At 68.9% G+C, this 17,804-nt stretch carries 21 protein-coding genes; 17 read left to right on the forward strand and 4 right to left on the reverse strand.

Going from position 1 to position 17,804, the window contains the following annotated elements:
• Positions 1-43 precede the first annotated feature (43 nt).
• The 7 genes from mnmG to QTI33_RS31395 all read left to right on the forward strand — a co-directional run bounded on the left by mnmG (position 44) and on the right by QTI33_RS31395 (position 6,660).
• Positions 44-1,993, forward strand: coding sequence for a tRNA uridine-5-carboxymethylaminomethyl(34) synthesis enzyme MnmG (mnmG, locus tag QTI33_RS31365; RefSeq protein WP_286510479.1), 1,950 nt, complete (start codon positions 44-46; stop codon positions 1,991-1,993).
• The gene (rsmG, locus tag QTI33_RS31370) at positions 1,990-2,628 is read left to right on the forward strand and encodes a 16S rRNA (guanine(527)-N(7))-methyltransferase RsmG (RefSeq protein WP_286510480.1); all 639 of its coding nucleotides are present in this window, start codon (positions 1,990-1,992) and stop codon (positions 2,626-2,628) included. Before mnmG ends, rsmG begins: the two co-directional genes overlap by 4 nt.
• A gap of 60 nt (positions 2,629-2,688) precedes the next feature.
• Positions 2,689-3,303 (forward strand): LysE family transporter, encoded by a 615-nt coding sequence (locus tag QTI33_RS31375; protein ID WP_286510481.1) that lies wholly within the window; start codon positions 2,689-2,691, stop codon positions 3,301-3,303.
• 1 nt (position 3,304) lies between these two features.
• On the forward strand, positions 3,305-4,162 hold the full coding sequence (locus tag QTI33_RS31380; RefSeq protein ID WP_286510482.1) for a ParA family protein: 858 nt from the start codon (positions 3,305-3,307) through the stop codon (positions 4,160-4,162).
• Positions 4,159-4,701 carry an RBBP9/YdeN family alpha/beta hydrolase gene (locus QTI33_RS31385; protein WP_286510483.1) on the forward strand — a complete coding sequence of 181 codons (543 nt, stop codon included), beginning with the start codon at positions 4,159-4,161 and terminating at the stop codon, positions 4,699-4,701. The genes QTI33_RS31380 and QTI33_RS31385 overlap by 4 nt, the downstream gene beginning before the upstream one ends.
• A gap of 5 nt (positions 4,702-4,706) precedes the next feature.
• The gene (locus tag QTI33_RS31390; protein WP_286510484.1) at positions 4,707-5,648 is read left to right on the forward strand and encodes a ParB/RepB/Spo0J family partition protein; all 942 of its coding nucleotides are present in this window, start codon (positions 4,707-4,709) and stop codon (positions 5,646-5,648) included.
• Between the two features lie 106 nt (positions 5,649-5,754).
• Positions 5,755-6,660 carry a CsgG/HfaB family protein gene (locus tag QTI33_RS31395; RefSeq protein ID WP_286510485.1) on the forward strand — a complete coding sequence of 302 codons (906 nt, stop codon included), beginning with the start codon at positions 5,755-5,757 and terminating at the stop codon, positions 6,658-6,660.
• A 125-nt stretch (positions 6,661-6,785) separates the two neighbouring features.
• On the opposite strand, the gene QTI33_RS31400 is transcribed toward QTI33_RS31395, so the two are convergent.
• Positions 6,786-8,210 (reverse strand): FAD-binding oxidoreductase, encoded by a 1,425-nt coding sequence (locus QTI33_RS31400; RefSeq protein ID WP_286510486.1) that lies wholly within the window; start codon positions 8,208-8,210, stop codon positions 6,786-6,788.
• 69 nt (positions 8,211-8,279) lie between these two features.
• On the opposite strand from QTI33_RS31400, the gene QTI33_RS31405 reads away from it, so the two are divergent.
• From QTI33_RS31405 to QTI33_RS31415, 3 genes are all read left to right on the forward strand, one after another.
• Positions 8,280-8,855: a cob(I)yrinic acid a,c-diamide adenosyltransferase gene (locus tag QTI33_RS31405; RefSeq protein ID WP_286510487.1), complete on the forward strand. Its 576-nt coding sequence runs from the start codon at positions 8,280-8,282 to the stop codon at positions 8,853-8,855.
• A gap of 28 nt (positions 8,856-8,883) precedes the next feature.
• Positions 8,884-9,198 carry a hypothetical protein gene (locus tag QTI33_RS31410; RefSeq protein WP_286510488.1) on the forward strand — a complete coding sequence of 105 codons (315 nt, stop codon included), beginning with the start codon at positions 8,884-8,886 and terminating at the stop codon, positions 9,196-9,198.
• A 134-nt stretch (positions 9,199-9,332) separates the two neighbouring features.
• Positions 9,333-9,761: an RcnB family protein gene (locus QTI33_RS31415; protein ID WP_286510489.1), complete on the forward strand. Its 429-nt coding sequence runs from the start codon at positions 9,333-9,335 to the stop codon at positions 9,759-9,761.
• 93 nt (positions 9,762-9,854) lie between these two features.
• Here the strand turns inward: QTI33_RS31415 and QTI33_RS31420 are convergent, their stop codons facing one another.
• The 3 genes from QTI33_RS31420 to azu all read right to left on the reverse strand — a co-directional run bounded on the left by QTI33_RS31420 (position 9,855) and on the right by azu (position 11,232).
• The gene (locus QTI33_RS31420; protein WP_286510490.1) at positions 9,855-10,097 is read right to left on the reverse strand and encodes a hypothetical protein; all 243 of its coding nucleotides are present in this window, start codon (positions 10,095-10,097) and stop codon (positions 9,855-9,857) included.
• A 116-nt stretch (positions 10,098-10,213) separates the two neighbouring features.
• Positions 10,214-10,705 carry a phasin family protein gene (locus tag QTI33_RS31425; RefSeq protein ID WP_286510491.1) on the reverse strand — a complete coding sequence of 164 codons (492 nt, stop codon included), beginning with the start codon at positions 10,703-10,705 and terminating at the stop codon, positions 10,214-10,216.
• Between the two features lie 74 nt (positions 10,706-10,779).
• Entirely contained in the window at positions 10,780-11,232 is a 453-nt protein-coding gene (azu, locus tag QTI33_RS31430; RefSeq protein WP_286510492.1) for an azurin, read from the reverse strand.
• Positions 11,233-11,408: 176 nt separating this feature from the next.
• Here azu and QTI33_RS31435 point away from each other — a divergent pair, with 176 nt between their 5' ends.
• The 7 genes from QTI33_RS31435 to ccoP all read left to right on the forward strand — a co-directional run bounded on the left by QTI33_RS31435 (position 11,409) and on the right by ccoP (position 17,792).
• Positions 11,409-12,062, forward strand: coding sequence for an OmpW/AlkL family protein (locus QTI33_RS31435; RefSeq protein WP_444814917.1), 654 nt, complete (start codon positions 11,409-11,411; stop codon positions 12,060-12,062).
• A 68-nt stretch (positions 12,063-12,130) separates the two neighbouring features.
• Positions 12,131-14,440, forward strand: a complete 2,310-nt coding sequence (locus tag QTI33_RS31440) for a heavy metal translocating P-type ATPase (protein ID WP_286510493.1) — start codon at positions 12,131-12,133, stop codon at positions 14,438-14,440.
• On the forward strand, positions 14,440-14,577 hold the full coding sequence (gene ccoS / locus QTI33_RS31445) for a cbb3-type cytochrome oxidase assembly protein CcoS (RefSeq protein ID WP_286372281.1): 138 nt from the start codon (positions 14,440-14,442) through the stop codon (positions 14,575-14,577). The genes QTI33_RS31440 and ccoS overlap by 1 nt, the downstream gene beginning before the upstream one ends.
• A 66-nt stretch (positions 14,578-14,643) precedes the next feature.
• Positions 14,644-16,083, forward strand: a complete 1,440-nt coding sequence (ccoN, locus tag QTI33_RS31450) for a cytochrome-c oxidase, cbb3-type subunit I (protein ID WP_286510494.1) — start codon at positions 14,644-14,646, stop codon at positions 16,081-16,083.
• Between the two features lie 10 nt (positions 16,084-16,093).
• Positions 16,094-16,717: a cytochrome-c oxidase, cbb3-type subunit II gene (gene ccoO, locus QTI33_RS31455; RefSeq protein ID WP_286510495.1), complete on the forward strand. Its 624-nt coding sequence runs from the start codon at positions 16,094-16,096 to the stop codon at positions 16,715-16,717.
• 11 nt (positions 16,718-16,728) lie between these two features.
• Complete coding sequence (locus QTI33_RS31460; RefSeq protein WP_286510496.1) at positions 16,729-16,875, forward strand: cbb3-type cytochrome oxidase subunit 3; 147 nt, start codon at positions 16,729-16,731, stop codon at positions 16,873-16,875.
• Positions 16,872-17,792 carry a cytochrome-c oxidase, cbb3-type subunit III gene (gene ccoP / locus QTI33_RS31465; protein ID WP_286510497.1) on the forward strand — a complete coding sequence of 307 codons (921 nt, stop codon included), beginning with the start codon at positions 16,872-16,874 and terminating at the stop codon, positions 17,790-17,792. Before QTI33_RS31460 ends, ccoP begins: the two co-directional genes overlap by 4 nt.
• The last annotated feature ends 12 nt before the right edge of the window (positions 17,793-17,804 follow it).

A 17,804-nucleotide genomic window follows, 5' to 3' on the forward strand; every position in this document is an offset into this window, starting at 1 on the left:
CACGGCCCCTTCCCGAGCGCGCACGCGTGGTGCGCCCCATCCCATGCTGTACCCCGAAGAATTCGATGTGATCGTCGTCGGCGGCGGCCATGCCGGCACCGAAGCCGCGCTGGCCTCCGCCCGCATGGGCGCTCGCACCTTGCTGCTGACCCACAACATCGAGACCCTGGGTCAGATGAGCTGCAACCCGTCGATCGGCGGCATCGGCAAGGGCCATCTGGTGAAGGAGGTCGACGCGCTCGGCGGCGCGATGGGGATCGCGACGGACGAGGGCGGGATCCAGTTCCGGATCCTCAATTCGAGCAAGGGGCCGGCGGTGCGGGCCACGCGGGCGCAGGCCGACCGCATCCTGTACAAGGCGGCGATCCGCCGCCGGCTCGAGAACCAGCCGAACCTGTCGCTGTTCCAGCAGGCGGTCGACGACCTCATGATCGAGGGCGACCGCGTGGTGGGCGCCATCACGCAGGTGGGCATCGCCTTCCGGGCGCGGGCGGTGGTGCTCACGGCCGGCACCTTCCTGGACGGGCGCATCCATGTCGGCCTCGACAACTACCAGGCCGGCCGGGCCGGGGACCCGCCGGCGGTCAGCCTGTCGGCCCGGCTCAAGGAACTCAAGCTGCCCCAAGGGCGCCTGAAGACCGGGACCCCGCCGCGGCTCGATGGCCGGACCATCGATTTCTCGAAGTGCACGGAACAGCCCGGCGACGGAATGCCGGGCGGCGCCGGCCCGATGCCGGTGTTCAGCTTCATGGGCCGGGCCGAGATGCATCCACAGCAGGTGCCGTGCTGGATCACGAACACCAATGCCCGCACCCACGACATCATCCGCTCGGGCTTCGATCGCAGCCCCATGTTCACAGGCAAGATCGACGGCATCGGCCCGCGCTACTGCCCGAGCGTGGAGGACAAGATCAATCGCTTTGCCGACAAGGAGAGCCACCAGATCTTCCTCGAGCCCGAAGGACTGACCACCCACGAGGTCTATCCCAACGGGATCTCGACCAGCCTGCCGTTCGACATCCAGTACCAGCTGGTGCGCTCGATGGCCGGCCTGGAGAACGCGCACATCCTGCGGCCGGGCTACGCCATCGAATACGACTACTTCGATCCGCGTGAGCTCAAGAGCAATTTCGAGACGCGGGCGATCCAGGGCCTGTTCTTCGCCGGTCAGATCAACGGCACCACCGGCTACGAAGAAGCGGCGGCGCAAGGGCTGTTCGCCGGCATCAACGCGGCGCTGCAATGCCGGGGCGAAGCCGCCTGGCTGCCGCGGCGCGACGAGGCCTACCTCGGCGTGCTGGTCGACGACCTGATCAACAAGGGCGTGACCGAGCCGTACCGCATGTTCACGAGCCGGGCGGAGTTCCGTTTGCAGCTGCGCGAGGACAACGCCGACATGCGCCTGACCGAGGCGGGCCGCAAGCTGGGCCTGGTCGACGATGCCCGCTGGGACGCCTTCTCGCGCAAGCGCGACGTTGTTTCACGTGAAACAGAGCGGCTGCGCTCGATCTGGGTCAACCCGCGCAACCTTCCGGCCGCCGAGTCTGAGCGGGTGCTGGGCAAGGCGATCGACCACGAGTACAACCTGGGTGACCTGCTGCGCCGGCCGAATGTCAGCTACGCCTCGCTGATGTCGCTGGACGGCGGAAAATACGGCGCGCCCGAGGCTCCCGGTGCGGTCGAGATCGAGCAGATCGAGATTGCCGCCAAGTATTCCGGCTACATCGACCGCCAGCACGACGAAGTCGAGCGCGCCGCCCATTTCGAGAAGCTTCAGCTGCCCGCGACCTTCGACTACAGCCAGGTCAAGGCGCTGAGCTTCGAAGTCCGGCAGAAGCTGGCCAAGCACCGGCCCGAGACGCTGGGCATGGCCTCGCGCATCTCCGGCGTGACGCCCGCCGCCATCTCGCTGCTGATGATCCATCTCCGAAAGGGTGGGCACCAGGCGTTCGCCCGCGATCCGGTCGAAGCAGAATCCCCGGCCGCCGAATGAGCCAAGAGCAACTGCTGCGCGAAGGCTCGGCCGCGCTGGGCCTGGCCCTGACCGACATCCAATGCGAACGCCTGCTGGCCTACGGCGCCCTGATCCTCAAGTGGAACAAGGTCTACAACCTGACCGCGCTGCGCGACCCGGCGACGGTGCTCACGCACCATCTGCTCGACAGCCTATCGGTGGTCACGCCGCTGCGGCGCGAGTGTCCAGAAGCCGCGAGTTTGCTGGACGTTGGCGCCGGTGCGGGCCTGCCCGGCGTGGTGATCGCCATCCTGCGCGACGACATCCAGGTCACCTGCCTCGATGCGGTGTCCAAGAAGGCGGCCTTCGTCCAGCAGGTGGCGTCGGAGCTGCGCTTGAAGAACCTGCGCGGGTTGCACGCCCGCGTGGAGGCGCTCCAGGGCAGCTATGCGCTGATCAGCTCGCGCGCCTTCGCCTCGCTGGCGGACTTCGTCTCGGGCTCGCAACATCTGCTGGCGCCACAAGGCAAGTGGATGGCCATGAAGGGCAGGGCGCCCGACGACGAAATCGCCCAGCTCCCGGCCGGCTCCGAGGTGTTTCACGTGGAACAACTCACGGTTCCGGGGCTGGACGCCGAGCGTTGCATCGTCTGGATGCGAAAACCCGGCGCCTGACCGGCGCTGCGCGCGTCGACCTCGCTTAGACTCGACGCACTCCCCATTGAGGTACTTTCCATGTTCGGCATCGCTGATTACGGCGCGTTCGTCGCGGCCATCGTTCTTTTTCTCGCGATTCCCGGGCCTGGCAACCTCGCACTGATCACTTCGACCGGCAAAGGGGGCATCCGCGGCGGCCTGGCCGCCACTTTCGGGGTGATCGCGGGCGACCAAGTGCTGATGTGGGCCGCCGTGGCCGGCGTCGCCGCCTTGCTGACCGCCTACCCGGCCGCCTTCAGCGCCGTCCAATGGCTGGGCGCCGCCTACCTGGCCTGGCTGGGCCTCAAGATGATCCGGGCCAAGCCCGGCGCGGCCCCGATCCTGAACATCCGGCCGCGCCAGTACTTCCAGCAGGCCGTGACCATCACCTTGCTCAATCCCAAGGCCATCGTGTTCTACATGGCCTTCTTCCCGCTCTTCATCGATCCCAGCCAGCATCAGGGCCTCGCCACTTTCGGCGCCATGGCCGCCACGATCGCCTTCCTGACCTTCATGTACGGCCTGATCGTGACCTTGCTGACCTATTTCCTGGCCGAGCGCCTGCGCGCCAACCCCAAGGTTTCGGGCGCGCTGGGCAAGCTGGCCGGTGTGTTCCTGATCGCCTTCGGCTTCAAACTGGCGATCTCCCGCTGACATGGCCAAGATTTTCTGCATCGCGAACCAGAAGGGCGGCGTCGGGAAGACCACGACCACGGTGAATCTGGCGGCCGGCCTGGCCAAGGTCGGGCAGCGGGTCCTGATGATCGATCTCGACCCCCAGGGCAACGCCACCATGGGCTCGGGCATCGACAAGCGCCAGCTGGAGACCACGGTGTACGACGTCCTGCTCGAATCGGCGTCGGTCGCCGAGGCGCGGGTGCGATCCGAGGCCTGCGGCTACGACATCCTTGGCGCCAACCGCGAACTGGCCGGTGCCGAAGTGGAGATGGTCGCCCTCGACCGGCGCGAGAAGCGCCTGCGCACCGCCCTGGCCGCGGTCGGCGCCGAATACGACTACATCCTGATCGATTGCCCGCCCAGCCTGAGCCTGCTCACGCTCAACGGACTGTGTGCCGCGCACGGCGTCATCGTGCCGATGCAGTGCGAGTACTTCGCGCTGGAGGGGCTGACCGACCTGGTCAACACGATCAAGCAGGTGCACGCCAACCTCAACAAGAACCTGCAGATCATCGGCTTGCTGCGCGTGATGTTCGACCCCCGCATCACCCTGCAGCAGCAGGTGAGCGAGCAGCTGAAAGCCCACTTCGGCGACAAGGTGTTCGACACCGTGATCCCGCGCAACGTGCGCCTGGCCGAAGCGCCGAGCTATGGCTTGCCGGGCGTGGTGTTCGATCCGCCGGCCAAGGGCAGCCTCGCCTTCGTCGCCTTTGCCCAGGAACTGGTGGACAAGATGCCGCCAGCCAGCGCGCTGGTGCCGGAATCCGCCAGCCCGCCCGTGCCCGCCCCGATGGATGCGCCGCCGGTGGCGGTCCAACTGCCGGACAGCCTTTGACCGCCCCGAAGATCCTGCTGCTGCCCGGCTGGCAGAACAGCGACGAAGCGCACTGGCAGAGCCGCTGGGAAGCGCTTCATGGCGACCACCGGGTCGAGCAGCACGACTGGATGCGGCCGCTGCGCGGCGACTGGTGCGCCCGGCTCGACGAAGAGGTGCTGGCCGCCGCCGGCCCGGTCGTGCTGGTCGCGCACAGCCTGGGCTGCATCCTGGTGGCCGCCTGGGCCGCGCACTCGGGCCACACGGCCAAGGTGCGGGCGGCGCTGCTGGTGGCGCCCGGCGACCTGGAACGCGACGACCTGCGCCAGATGATCCCGGGCTGGGCGCCGATCGTGCGCCGGCCGCTGCCATTTCCTTCGCTGATGATCGCCGGCCAGGACGACCCGTACTGCGACGCCGCCCATTCGCGCCAGATGGCGCGTGACTGGGGCGCCCGCTTCATCGATGCCGGCGCCCGCGGCCACCTCAATGGGGAATCCGGGCTGGGCGACTGGCCCGAAGGCCGCGCACTGCTGAACGAACTACTGAAAGACGAATGACCTCCATGGCCACCAAAAAACCAAAGGGCCTCGGCCGCGGGCTCGAGGCCCTGCTGGGCCCGACCTTCAACGGCCCGGACACCGCGGTCAACGACGACTCGGTGGCGCCGAACCCGACTACCCTGCAGCTCGACCAGATGGTGCCGGGTGTCTACCAGCCGCGCACGCGGATGGACGAGGGCGCGCTCTACGAGCTGGCCGAAAGCATCAAGGCGCAGGGCATCATGCAGCCGATCCTGGTGCGCCGGCTCGACAGCGACGCGGCGCGCGAGAAGAAGGCCGAGTTCGAGATCATCGCTGGCGAGCGGCGTTTCCGTGCCGCCGGCCTGGCCGGCCTGGAAAGCGTGCCGGTGCTGGTGCGCGACGTGCCCGATGAGGCCGCCGCCGCCATGTCGCTGATCGAGAACATCCAGCGCGAAGACCTCAATCCGCTCGAAGAAGCGCAGGGCTTGCAAAGGCTGGTGCAAGAGTTTGGGCTTACTCACGAGTCCGCGGCCCAGGCCGTGGGGCGCTCGCGCAGCGCGGCCAGCAACCTGCTGCGCCTGCTCAACCTGGCCGAGCCCGCCCAGGCCATGCTGATGGCTGGCGACATCGACATGGGCCATGCCCGCGCGCTGCTGTCGCTCGACAAGGGCACGCAGATCACCGCCGCCAACCAGATCGCGGCCAAGAAGATGTCGGTGCGCGAGGCCGAGGCGCTGGTCAAGAAACTGGCGGCCGAGTTCAGCCTCACGCCCTCGCCGCGGCGCGGCAGCGCCGAGAAGTCGCGCGACCTGCTGCGGGTCGAGGAGGAACTGGCCGACCTGCTGGCGGCCGAGGTCGAAGTCCGCATCAAGAAGCGCACCCGGCGCGGCGGCAAGGTGGAGGAGAGCGGCGAACTGGCGATCCACTTCGGCTCGCTCGACGCGCTCAACGGCCTCATCGACCGCATCCGCCAAACGGCCTAGTTCGCCGTCCGGCGTCCCTTGCTTCTGGTTGAATTGATTTCAACCAGTTACCCGCCCTATGCTCCCGCTACAACTTTTAAATCAAAAGTTCTAAGAGGGGAATCACATGGGACAACTCGGAAAGCCATGGGCCGCCATGGCCGCGGCTGCGATGCTGCTCGCGGGCTGCGAAACCACCGACATGCAGATGGGCAGCCAGAGCGCCAAGACGGTGGCCACCGGCAGCGCCGCGGGCAGTGCCAGCGCCAACACCAGCGGCGCGCTCGAGAAGTGCGCCTCGCCGCTGGGCACGGTGTCGCTGGTCGAGAACCAGTCGGCCGGCTGGTACACCATCCTGCGCAACGAATACAAGCTGCCGCCCACCTCCAACCTGCTGCGGCTGCTGATCCAGCAGTCGAACTGCTTCGTGGTGGTCGAGCGCGGGGCGGCCGGCATGAACGCCATGTCGCGCGAGCGCCAGTTGTCGCAATCCGGCGAGATGCGCCAGGGCAGCAACTTCGGCGCCGGCCAGATGGTCGCCTCCGACTACGGCATGTCGCCCGAGATCGTCTTCAGCAACCAGAACGCGGGCGGCATGGGCGGTGCGCTGGGCGGCCTGGTCGGCGGGCGCTACAGCGGCGTGCTGTCGGCGGTCGGCGGCAGCATGCAGACCAAGGAAGCCAGCGCGATGCTGACCCTGATCGACAACCGCTCGGGGGTGCAGGTCGCGGCCTCGGAGGGCAGCGCCTCGAAGACCGACTTCGGCGCCTTCGGCTCGGTCTTCGGCGGCAGCGCCGGCGGCGCGCTGGGCGGTTACACCAACACGGCCCAGGGCAAGGTGATCAGCGCCGCCTTCATGGACGCGTTCAACCAGATGGTCATCTCGCTGCGCAACTACAAGGCGCAGACGGTGCAGGGCCAGGGCCTGGGCGGCGGCGGCCGGCTGGGCGTGGACGGCGCGGCACCGCCGTCGCAGACCTCGGCGCCGCAACCGGCACCGGCTCGCCGCGGCAGCAGCAACACGCAAAAATAGGGCAACGCTCAGGGTGCGAAAAACCCGGCCGCTCTGGCGAGTGGCCGGGTTTTTTTCATGGCGCTTGATCAGTTGAGGACAGAGCAAAAACTGCTGCGCAGTTTGTTGGTCTGTCCCACAAGGTCTCACAACTGAAAAATCTTGCCCGGATTCATGATGTTCTTCGGGTCGAGCGCGCGCTTGATGGTGCGCATCATGTCGATCGCGCCCGCGCCCGCCTCGGTCACCAGGAAGTCCATCTTGTGCAGGCCGACGCCGTGCTCGCCGGTGCAGGTGCCCTCGAGCGCCAGGGCGCGCGAGACCAGCGCATGGTTGAGCTTCTCGGCGGTCACGCGCTCCTCGGGCAGGTTGGGATCGAGCAAATAGCCGAAGTGGAAGTTGCCGTCGCCGACATGGCCGACCAGGAAGTAGGGGATGCCGCTGGCATCGGCTTCGGCCACCGATTCGAGCAGGCAGTCGGCCAGCCGGGAGATCGGCACGCAGGTGTCGGTGGAGATCACGCGGCAGCCGGGGCGCGACTGCACCGCCGCGAAGTAGCTGTTGTGGCGCGCGGTCCAGAGCCGGGTGCGCTCCTCGGGCGTGCTGGCCCATTCGAAGGCCTTGCCGCCATGGCCGCTGGCCAGTTCCTGCACCGTCTCGGCCTGCTCCTTGACGCCGGCCGGCGAGCCGTGGAACTCCATCAGCAGCATCGGCTCCTCGCGCAGGCCGAGCTTGGCGTAGGCGTTGACCATGCGCACCGTGTTGACGTCGATCAGCTCGACCCGCGCGATCGGCACGCCCAGCTGGATGATCTCGATGGTGGTGCGCACCGCCGCCTCGATGCTCGGGAACGAGCAGATCGCGGCCGATACCGCCTCGGGCAGCGGATAGATGCGCAAGGTGACTTCGGTGATCACGCCGAGCGTGCCTTCGCTGCCGACGATCAGCCGGGTCAGGTCGTAGCCGGCCGAGGACTTCTTGGCCCGGGTCCCGGTGCGGATCACCTCGCCGCTGGCCGTGACCACCTCGAGCGCCAGCACGTTCTCGCGCATGGTGCCGTAGCGGACCGCGTTGGTGCCGCTGGCGCGGGTGGCCGCCATGCCGCCGATCGAGGCATCGGCGCCCGGGTCGATCGGGAAGAAGAGGCCGGTGCTCTTGATCTCGTCGTTGAGCTGCTTGCGCGTGACGCCGGGCTGCACGGTCACCGTGAGGTCGTCGGCGTTGATCGACAGCACGCGGTTCATGCGGCTGACGTCGATGCTGATGCCGCCCTGGACCGCCAGCAGATGGCCTTCGAGCGAGGAGCCGACGCCGAAGGGAATGACCGGCACGCTGTGCGCGCTGGCCAGCGCGACCGCATCGGCCACGTCCTGCGTGCTCTCGGCGAAGACCACCGCCGAGGGCGGCGGGGCGTCAAAGGAGGATTCGTCGCGGCCGTGCTGGGTGCGCACCGCCAGCGCGGTCGAGCAGCGCTCGCCGAAGCGGGTCTTCAGCGACTCGATCAGGGCGTCGGGCACCGCGCGCAGCGCGATCTCGGGCGTGAGATGGGAGGGGGCGGTGGGCGCATTCATCGGGGCGGTCTCCTGAAGGGTCTAACATTCTACGAACCGCTTCCTCAACCCGCAGCAGAGACCACACCCATGGGCAACCGCCTGACACAGATCGCGACGCGCACCGGCGACGACGGCAGCACCGGCCTCGGCGACAACACCCGCGTCCCCAAGGACCACCTGCGCGTGCACGCGATGGGCGACGTCGACGAGCTCAATTCGCAGATCGGCGTGCTGCTGTGCGAGCCGATGCCGGCCGCGGTGCGCGAACTGCTGGTCGACGTGCAGCACCAACTGTTCAACCTCGGCGGCGAACTGTCGATGCCGGGCTACACGCTGCTCAAGGCCGAGGCCCTGCTGCAGCTCGACAACGCGCTGGCCGAGCACAACGCGGCGCTGCCGCGGCTGGCCGAATTCATCCTGCCCGCCGGCACCCGCGCCGCTTCGCTGGCCCATGTCTGCCGCACCGTGGCCCGGCGCGCCGAGCGCGCGGTGGTGGCGCTGGGCGCGCAGCAGGAGGTCAACGCCGCGCTGCGCCACTATCTCAACCGCCTGAGCGACCTGCTGTTCGTGCTCGCGCGGGTGCTCAACCGCGTCGATGGCGGCGACGACGTCTACTGGAAGAGCGAACGCATGGCGCGGGCCGCGGCCGAGCCCCAGGATTGAATTCGAGACGCCCAAGGAGATCGAGCCCATGTCCCCGACGAGCAAACCCCGCCCACGCGTCGCAGCCGCGGCGCTGGCCCTGCTGGGTGCCATCGCGCTGCTGCCGCTGTCCGCACAAGGCGCCGAGAGCAAGGTGCTGAACGGCATCGAGCGCGGCAGCGACGCCGCCGGCCGCGGCATCGAGCGCGGCGCCCATGCGACCCGGCAAGGCGTCGACCACACGGCCGAGCGCGCCAGCGCGCCGGTGCGCCGCTGGGGCGAGGCCCTGGGCCGCAAGATCACGCCCGCCGGCAGCCGCAAGCCGGCCGCGCCGGCGGTCGGACCGCAAGGCACTGCGCCCTGAAACGGCGCCGCCGCCGGTGCACGCGGCCCGGCGCGGCTTTACCTTGCTTCACGTGGCGCGTACATGCGGCGCGCATGCGCGACACCTTCGGCTTCCACACTGGACTCCTCATCAACGCAGAAGGAGTTCCGACAATGATCAAGTCAAAGAGCATGGCCGCTGCCGCCGCAGCGCTCGCGATGTGCATGGCGGGAAGCGCCTTCGCGCAGGATCGCCGCTTCGATCGCGGACCCGACCGCGATGACCGGGCACAGTCCGGCCATCACGCCGACGCCCGTCCCGACTACCGCCCGGGTCCCCACTACCGCCCCGATCCCCGAAGCGCCTACCGCCCGGGTCCGGCCCGATTCGACCATCGCGCCTATCCGAATCCGCACGCCGAATGGCGCCGCGGCGGGCGCGTGCCGAACGAATACCGCGGCCGCCAGTACGTCGTCAACGACTGGCGCGGGCACCGCCTGCAGCCGCCGCCGCGCGGCTACCAGTGGATGGGAGTGGGTGGCGACTTCGTGCTGGCCGCCGCGGCGACCGGGCTGATCGCCCAGATCGTCATCGGCCAGTGAGACGGTCAGGCCGGCGCCGGGCCGCCCCAAGGCGGCCTGCGGCCCCCTCGGGGGGCAGCGACCCACACGAAGTGGGGGAGCGTGGGGGCTACATCAGGCGGTCGGCGTGAGCTGGGCGCAGACATTGCGCCCGGTGATCGTGAGCCGCAGCCCGCCGCCGTGCCATTCGAGCCAGTTGAGTCGCACGTAGGCATCGATGTCGTTGTCGTCGATCCGGTCTGCCTGGTGGTTCTGCAGATGATCGACCGTGGCGGGCAGGGCCTGCCGCAGCCGCTCGCGCGCTGCGGCCTCGCTGGCGGCCCGTTCCGAAATGCGCGTCTGAGAATTCGATGCCATGCTGGTTCGTTCCAATCGCTGAGGAATCGCACCAATGTACGCTTCCTGCGGCGCCAGTCACGGACCTATTTCTCGATATTGCGCAGGACAAACGCGGATCAAGCCGCCAAGGCCTGCTATTTCTTCGGTTGCAGCAGCTTGCTGACCTCGTCGACGTTGGTGCGGATGCGCTCGCGCACCACCTCGAAGGCGTCGGCCTGCGACCTGGCCGCCATTTCGGACAGCTCGCGGATGTCGTCCAGCGCCTGCTTGAAGGCCGCCTTGCCCATGGCGTCGAGCTTGGCGAAGCCCTCGCGCGGGTCCTTGCCCGACAGTCCCTTCATGGTGCCCTGCCATTCCTCGATCGAGGTCTTGAGCATCTCGGTCTGGCGCTGCACCACGGCCTGCAGTCCCTCGTAGGACTTCTCGTTGGCCTTGACCAGCGCCTGGAGGTCCTTGCGCCCGCTCTCGACGATCGCCCCCGCGGCACCCGCCAGCGGCAGGTTCTGCAGTCGCTCGGCCATGCCCTTGAGCGGCTTGACGAAGGCTTCCTGGACGTCGGCCGGCGTGGGGATGCCGGCCGGACGCGTCTTCTTCGCGGCGGTGGTGCTCGACTTGCTGGTGGCCATGTGCGGTGTCTCCAGATTTGAAGGTTGGGGTCGCCACGATACGCCCAGAAGGGCGTTTCATGAAAGCCCTTCGCTCACTTGACCAGCTTGAGCGTGCCCTTCATGAGCGCCGAATGGCCGGGGAAGGAGCAGAAGTAGGTGTAGCTGCCGTCGGCGGCCAGCTTGGCCGGAGCGAAGCTCACGCTGTCGCTCTCGCCGCCGCCGACGATCTTCGTGTGGGCCACGACGCGGGCGTCGCCGGCCTTGACGTAGTCCTTGGCCGCGCCGGCGGCGATGCCGTCGTTGGCGACCGCCTGCACGTCGGCGGTCTTCACCAGCACCCAGTTGTGGCCCATGGCCTGCTTGGGCATCTTGCCGCTGTGCTTGAGCTTGACCGTGAACTCCTTGCAGGACTGGCTGACCTCGATGGCGGGCTTGTTGAACTGCATCGCGTCGTTGCCTTCGATCTCGACCGTGCAGTCGGCGGCGAGGGCGGGGACGCAGGCGAAGGCCAGCACGGCGAGGGCGGCGAGACGGTAGCGAAGCATGAGCAAAGGTTCTCCAGAAAAAAATGGCGCGCGCGAGGGTGCGCGTCGACCGCCCGATTGTGATGACTCGCCGCCAAGGTCCCGTGACCTGGATCAAGGACGCGCCAGGAGCGCTTGCCGACACTCCCTGGCGAGCCGGTCACGTCGACCGGCCGTCACTGCAAAAGAAAGAAACCATGGGAAGTCTCCTCACGCGCGCCATCGTCGGCGCGTCCCTCGGCGTCATGTGCAGCCTGCCCGCAGCGGCCCAGGAGGCACAGGGCAACTGGCTGATCCGCGCCCGCGCCGTGCGCCTCGACATGGCCGACAAGTCCGACCCGATTCCCGCGCTGGCGGTCCCGCGCGACGCGATCACGGTCAACGACAAGACCATTCCCGAAGTCGACATCAGCTACTTCTTCACGCCCCACATCGCCGCCGAGCTGGTGCTGACCGTGCCGCAGAAGCAGACCGTGACGGTCGAGCAGAGCGCGCTGGGCGGCCCGGTCGACATCGGCACCTTCAAGCACCTGCCGCCCACCCTGATGCTGCAATACCACTTCCTGCCCGAGGCGACGGTCCGTCCCTATGTCGGCGCCGGCCTGAACTACACGCGCATCAGCTCGGTCAAGCTGGCGGTGCCCACGGTGGGGCCCCTCCAGCTCGACAACAGCAGCTTCGGCCTCGCCCTGGGCGCCGGCGTCGACATCGCGATCGCCAAGAACGTGTTCCTGAATTTCGACGTCAAGAAGGTGCAGATCAGCGCCGACGTGACCCAGTGGGGCCAGAAGCTGTCGACCGTGAAGCTCGACCCCTGGCTGTTCGGCGTCGGGGTCGGCTACCGCTTCTAGACAGGGCCGCGGCGCCGGCCTTTGATCCAGGTCAAGTCGCGCCGCGCCATGCCCGCTAGCCTCGGGGCATGGAAGCCGTGCTCTCCCTCGCCCCTGGCTTGCCTGCCGCTGCGCCGCCGGCCTGGGCGCTGCTCGACGATCCGGCGGAATGGCCGGGCTTCGGGCGGGCGCTCGCGCCGGGCGATGCCGCGGCACGCTGGGAGTCGCAGGTCGTGGTCGAGGGCATGCACTGCGCGGCCTGCGCGTTCACGGTCGAGGCGGCGCTGATGCAGGTGCCGGGCGTGGTCTCGGCCGAGGTCAATGCGGCCAGCCGGCGCGCCCGGGTGGTCTGGTCGGCCGCCAAGGTCAAGCCTTCGCGCTGGTTCGAGGCCTCCGCCGCCGCCGGCTACCGGCTGGTGCCGGCCGGCGACATGCTGGCGAGCGCGCGCCGCGCGCGCGAATCGCGGGTCGCGCTCTGGCGCTGGCTGGTGGCCGGCTTCTGCATGATGCAGGTCATGATGTATGCCTACCCGGCCTACATCGCCCGCCCCGGCGACATGTCGGCCGATGCCGCCCAGCTGCTGCGCTGGGCTTCGTGGGTGCTCACGCTGCCGGTCGTGCTGTTCTCCTGCACCCCCTTCTTCCGCAGCGCCTGGCGCGACCTGAGGCAGCGCCGCATCGGCATGGACCTGCCGGTGGCGCTCGGCATGGCGATCACCTTCGTCGTCAGCAGCGCGGCCACCTTCGATCCCGAAGGGCCGCTGGGCCACGAACTCTATTTCGATTCGCTGACCATGTTCGTGTTCTTCCTGCTGACCGGGCGCTGGCTCGAGTCGCGGCTGCGCGACCGCACCGCCGGAGCGCTTGACGCCCTGATGAACCGGCTGCCCGACAGCGTGCTGCGGCGCCGCGCCGATGGCGAGTTCGAGCGCGTCGCGGTGCGGCGGCTGGCGCTCGGCGACCTGCTGCGCGTGCTGCCCGGCGAGGCCTTCCCGGCCGATGGCCGGGTGGTCGCGGGCGACACCGCGGCCGACGAGGCGCTGATCACCGGCGAGTCGCGGCCGGTCGCGCGTCCCTGCGGTGCCCGGGTGCTGGCCGGCAGCCACAACGTCGGCGCGGTGGTCGAGGTGCGGGTCGAGGCGCTCGGGCCCGACACCCGCTTCGCCCAGATCGTCGCGTTGATGGAGAACGCCTCGCTGCAGAAGCCGCGGCTCGCCCGCCTGGCCGATCGCGCGGCGCGCCCCTTCCTGCTCGCGGTGCTGGCGGCGGCGGCCGGGGCCGCCGCGTACTGGTGGCAGGTGGACCCGGGCAAGGCCTTGATGGTCGCGGTGGCGGTGCTGATCGTGACCTGTCCCTGCGCGCTGTCGCTGGCCACCCCGGCGGCGATGCTGGCGAGCGCCGGCACCTTGGCGCGCGGCGGCGTGCTGGTGCGCAACCTGCAGGCGCTGGAGTCGCTGGCCGCGGTCGACACCGTGGTGTTCGACAAGACCGGCACGCTGACCCGCGACACGCCGCGACTCGACCGGGTCTACTGCCGCCAGGGCATGCGGCCGGGCGATGCGGTGGCCCTGGCGGCCGCGCTGGCGGCGCAGTCGCTGCACCCGGCCTCGCGCGCGCTGGTGCAGGCCTGGAACGACCAGCACCGGGTGGCGCCGGACTGGGTGCCGGTGCAGCTCGCCGAGCATGCCGGCGCCGGCCTGGAGGGCACGCTGAGCCGCGGCGGCGGCAGCGCCGGGCGGCGTCTGCGCCTCGGCTCGGCCGCCTTCTGCGGCGTCGCGCCGCTGGCCGTGCAGGCGGCGCAGGTCCATCTGAGCGACGACCAGGGCTGGGTCGCGAGCTTCGTGCTGGCGGAGGACCTGCGCGAGGACGCCGCGGCCACGGTGTCGGCGCTGGACGCGCAGGGCCAGGCCGTGTGGCTGCTGTCGGGCGACAGCGGCGCCGCGGCGCGCGAGGTGGCGCAGCGCGCCGGCATCGCGTTGGTGCTCGGCGACTGCACGCCCGAGGACAAGCTGGCCCGCCTGAAGGACCTGCAGGCCCAGGGCCGCGCGGTCGCGATGGTGGGCGACGGACTCAACGACGGGCCGGTGCTCGCCCATGCCCATGCCTCCTTCGCATTCGGCCGCGCGGTGCCGCTGGCGCGCGCCAACGCCGACTTCGTGGTCCTCGGGGCGTCGCTCGACGTCATTCCCGGCGCCATCTTGCAGGCGCGGCGCACCCTGCGCGTGGTGCGGCAGAACCTCTGGTGGGCGGCCGGCTACAACGCGGTCTGCGTGCCGCTGGCGATCGCCGGCTGGCTGCCGCCGTGGCTGGCGGGGCTGGGCATGGCCGCCAGCTCGCTGGCGGTGGTGCTGAACGCGGCGCGGCTGGCCGGCCGGCCGCTGCGCGCAGGAGCGGCCTGATGGACATCCTGTTCCTGCTGATCCCGTTCTCGGTGGTGCTGGTGCTGTTCATCCTCGCCGGCCTCTGGTGGGCGGTGGACCGTGGCCAATTCGACGACGTCGAGGGCGAAGGCGAGCGCATTCTGCGCAACGATTGATTTGCATCAAGCCGGCCGCAAGTCGGCGCCGGGACACTGGGCCAGTCACATAAAAAAGGCTCTGCGATGCATGCTCCGAATTCTTCCGCGCCGGTCTACAGCGACACGGTGGTGCGGCAATTCGCTCTCATGTCCGTCGTCTGGGGGGTGGTGGGCATGCTGGTCGGGGTGGTCATCGCCTCGCAGCTGGCCTGGCCCGATCTCAACTTCGGCATCCCCTGGCTCAGCTACGGGCGGCTGCGTCCGCTGCACACCAACGCGGTGATCTTCGCCTTCGGCGGCTGCGCGCTCATGGCCACCAGCTTCCACGTCGTGCAGCGCACCTGCCAGGTCCGGCTGTTCGCGCCGGCGCTGGCCTCGTTCGTGTTCTGGGGCTGGCAGGCGGTGATCGTGGCGGCCGCCATCAGCCTGCCGCTGGGCTACACCAGCGGCAAGGAATACGCCGAGCTCGAATGGCCGATCGACATCCTGATTGCGGTCGTCTGGGTGGCCTACGCGATCGTCTTCTTCGGCACCATCGGCGTGCGCCGCGTGCGCCACATCTACGTCGCCAACTGGTTCTACGGCGCCTTCATCATCGCGGTGGCGCTGCTGCACATCGTCAACAGCGCGGCCATCCCGGCCGGCGCGATGAAGAGCTACTCGGCCTACGCCGGCGTGCAGGACGCGATGGTGCAGTGGTGGTACGGCCACAACGCGGTCGGCTTCTTCCTGACCGCCGGCTTCCTCGGGATGATGTATTACTACGTGCCGAAGCAGGCCGGCCGCCCGGTGTATTCGTACCGGCTGTCGATCGTCCACTTCTGGGCCCTGATCTTCACCTACATGTGGGCCGGCCCGCACCACCTGCACTACACGGCGCTGCCCGACTGGACCCAGTCGATCGGCATGGTGTTCTCGCTGATCCTGCTGGCGCCGAGCTGGGGCGGCATGATCAACGGCGTGATGACGCTCTCGGGCGCCTGGCACAAGCTGCGCACCGACCCGATCCTGCGCTTCCTGATCGTCTCGCTGTCGTTCTACGGCATGTCGACCTTCGAGGGCCCGATGATGTCGATCAAGACCGTCAACGCGCTCTCGCACTACACCGACTGGACCGTCGGCCACGTGCACTCCGGCGCGCTCGGCTGGGTCGGCCTGATCTCGATGGGCTCGCTGTACTACCTGATCCCGCGCATGTACGGCCGCACCGAGATGTTCAGCGTCAAGGCGATCGAGCTGCACTTCTGGATGTCGACCATCGGCATCGTGCTCTATATCGCCGCGATGTGGATCGCCGGCGTGATGCAGGGCCTGATGTGGCGCGCCATCAACGCCGACGGCACGCTCACCTACACCTTCGTCGAAAGCGTGAAGGCCACCTATCCCTACTACGTGGTGCGCGTGCTCGGCGGCCTGCTGTACCTGGGCGGCATGCTGGTGATGGCCTGGAACGTCTGGATGACGGTGATCTCGGGCTTCAGCAAGCCCTCGCCGATCCCCCAGCCCGCCATGGCCCACGCCTGAGGACACCCCCATGAGTTCGAACATTCCCCCGGGCTTCTCGCACCAGAAGATTGAGACCAACAACTTCCTGATGATCGTGCTGATCCTGCTGGTGATCGCGGTCGGCGGCCTGGTCGAGATCGTGCCGCTGTTCTTCCAGAAGTCGACCACCGAGGCGGTGCAGGGCGTCGAGCCGCTGACGCCGCTGCAGCTCGCGGGCCGCGACATCTACGTGCGCGAGGGCTGCTATAACTGCCACTCGCAGATGATCCGGCCGTTCCGCGCCGAGACGCTGCGCTACGGCCACTACTCCGTGGCCGGCGAGTTCGTCTACGACCATCCGTTCCAGTGGGGCAGCAAGCGCACCGGCCCCGACCTGCACCGGGTGGGCGGCAAGTACAGCGACGAGTGGCACCGCATCCACCTCAACAACCCGCGCGACGTGGTGCCGGAGTCGAACATGCCTGCCTACGCCTGGCTCGAGAAGGCGCCGCTCGACGGCGCCCAGTCGGCCGCCCACATGACGGCGCTGCGCCGGGTCGGCGTGCCCTACACCGACGAGCAGATCGCGGCCGCGCCGGCCGAGGTCAAGGGCAAGACCGAGATGGACGCTGTCGTCGCCTATCTGCAGTCGCTCGGCCTGGCACTCAAGTAAGGACAACTGCGATGGACAACATCACCACCCTGCGAATCGCCGCCACGCTGGTCTCGTTCGCGACCTTCATCGGCATCCTGGCCTGGGCCTATTCGCGCCGCAATGCGCAGGCCTTCGAAGAGGCGGCCCGCCTGCCGTTCGAGGAGGACCCGTCGTGAGCGACTTCGTCAACGACTTCTGGTCGCACTTCGTCACCGCGATCGCCCTCGGCGGCATCCTGGCCTGCGCGCTGCTGCTGTGGCTGACGGCCCGCTTCCGCGGCCCGGCGAGCGCCGACAACACCACCGGCCATGTCTGGGACGAGGACCTGCGCGAAATGAACAACCCGATGCCGCGCTGGTGGATGGGCCTGTTCGTGATCACCATCGTGTTCGGCATCGGCTACCTGGTGGTGTTCCCGGGGCTCGGCAGCTACCGCGGCACGCTGGCCTGGAGCACCCAGGGCGAGTACCAGAAGGCGATGGACCAGGCCGATGCCGAGCTGGCCCCGGTCTACGCCGCCTACACGGCGCAGCCGGTCGAGAAGCTCGCCACCGATGCCGGCGCCATGGCCGTCGGCGGGCGCCTGTTCCTCAACAACTGCGCCCAGTGCCACGGTTCGGATGCGCGCGGCAGCAAGGGCTTCCCGAACCTCACCGACGGCGACTGGCTGCACGGCGGAACGCCCGAGAAGATCCACGAGACCATTGCCCTCGGCCGCACCGGCGTGATGGCGCCGATGGCCGAGGCGGTCGGATCGGCCGAGGACGTGAAGAACCTCGCCAACTACGTGCTGAGCCTGTCGGACAGCCCGCACGATTCGGTGCGCGCCGGACTCGGCAAGAGCAAGTTCACGGCCTGCGCGGCCTGCCACGGCATCGGGGGTGTCGGCAACACCGCGGTCGGTGCACCGAACCTGGCCGACAAGATCTGGCTGCACGGCTACGGCCAGGAGGCGATCATCGCGATGATCAACGGCGGCAAGATGAACCAGATGCCGGCGCAGCAGGGCCGCCTGACCGAGGCGCAGATCCACGTGCTGACTGCCTTCGTCTGGGGCCTGTCCAACAAGTCGGCCGCCGTGGCGGGGCAGTGAGGCCGCCCGGCC

It is taken from the genome of Variovorax davisae (assembly GCF_030316845.1).
GTDB classification, from domain to species: Bacteria; Pseudomonadota; Gammaproteobacteria; order Burkholderiales; family Burkholderiaceae_C; genus Variovorax; species Variovorax davisae.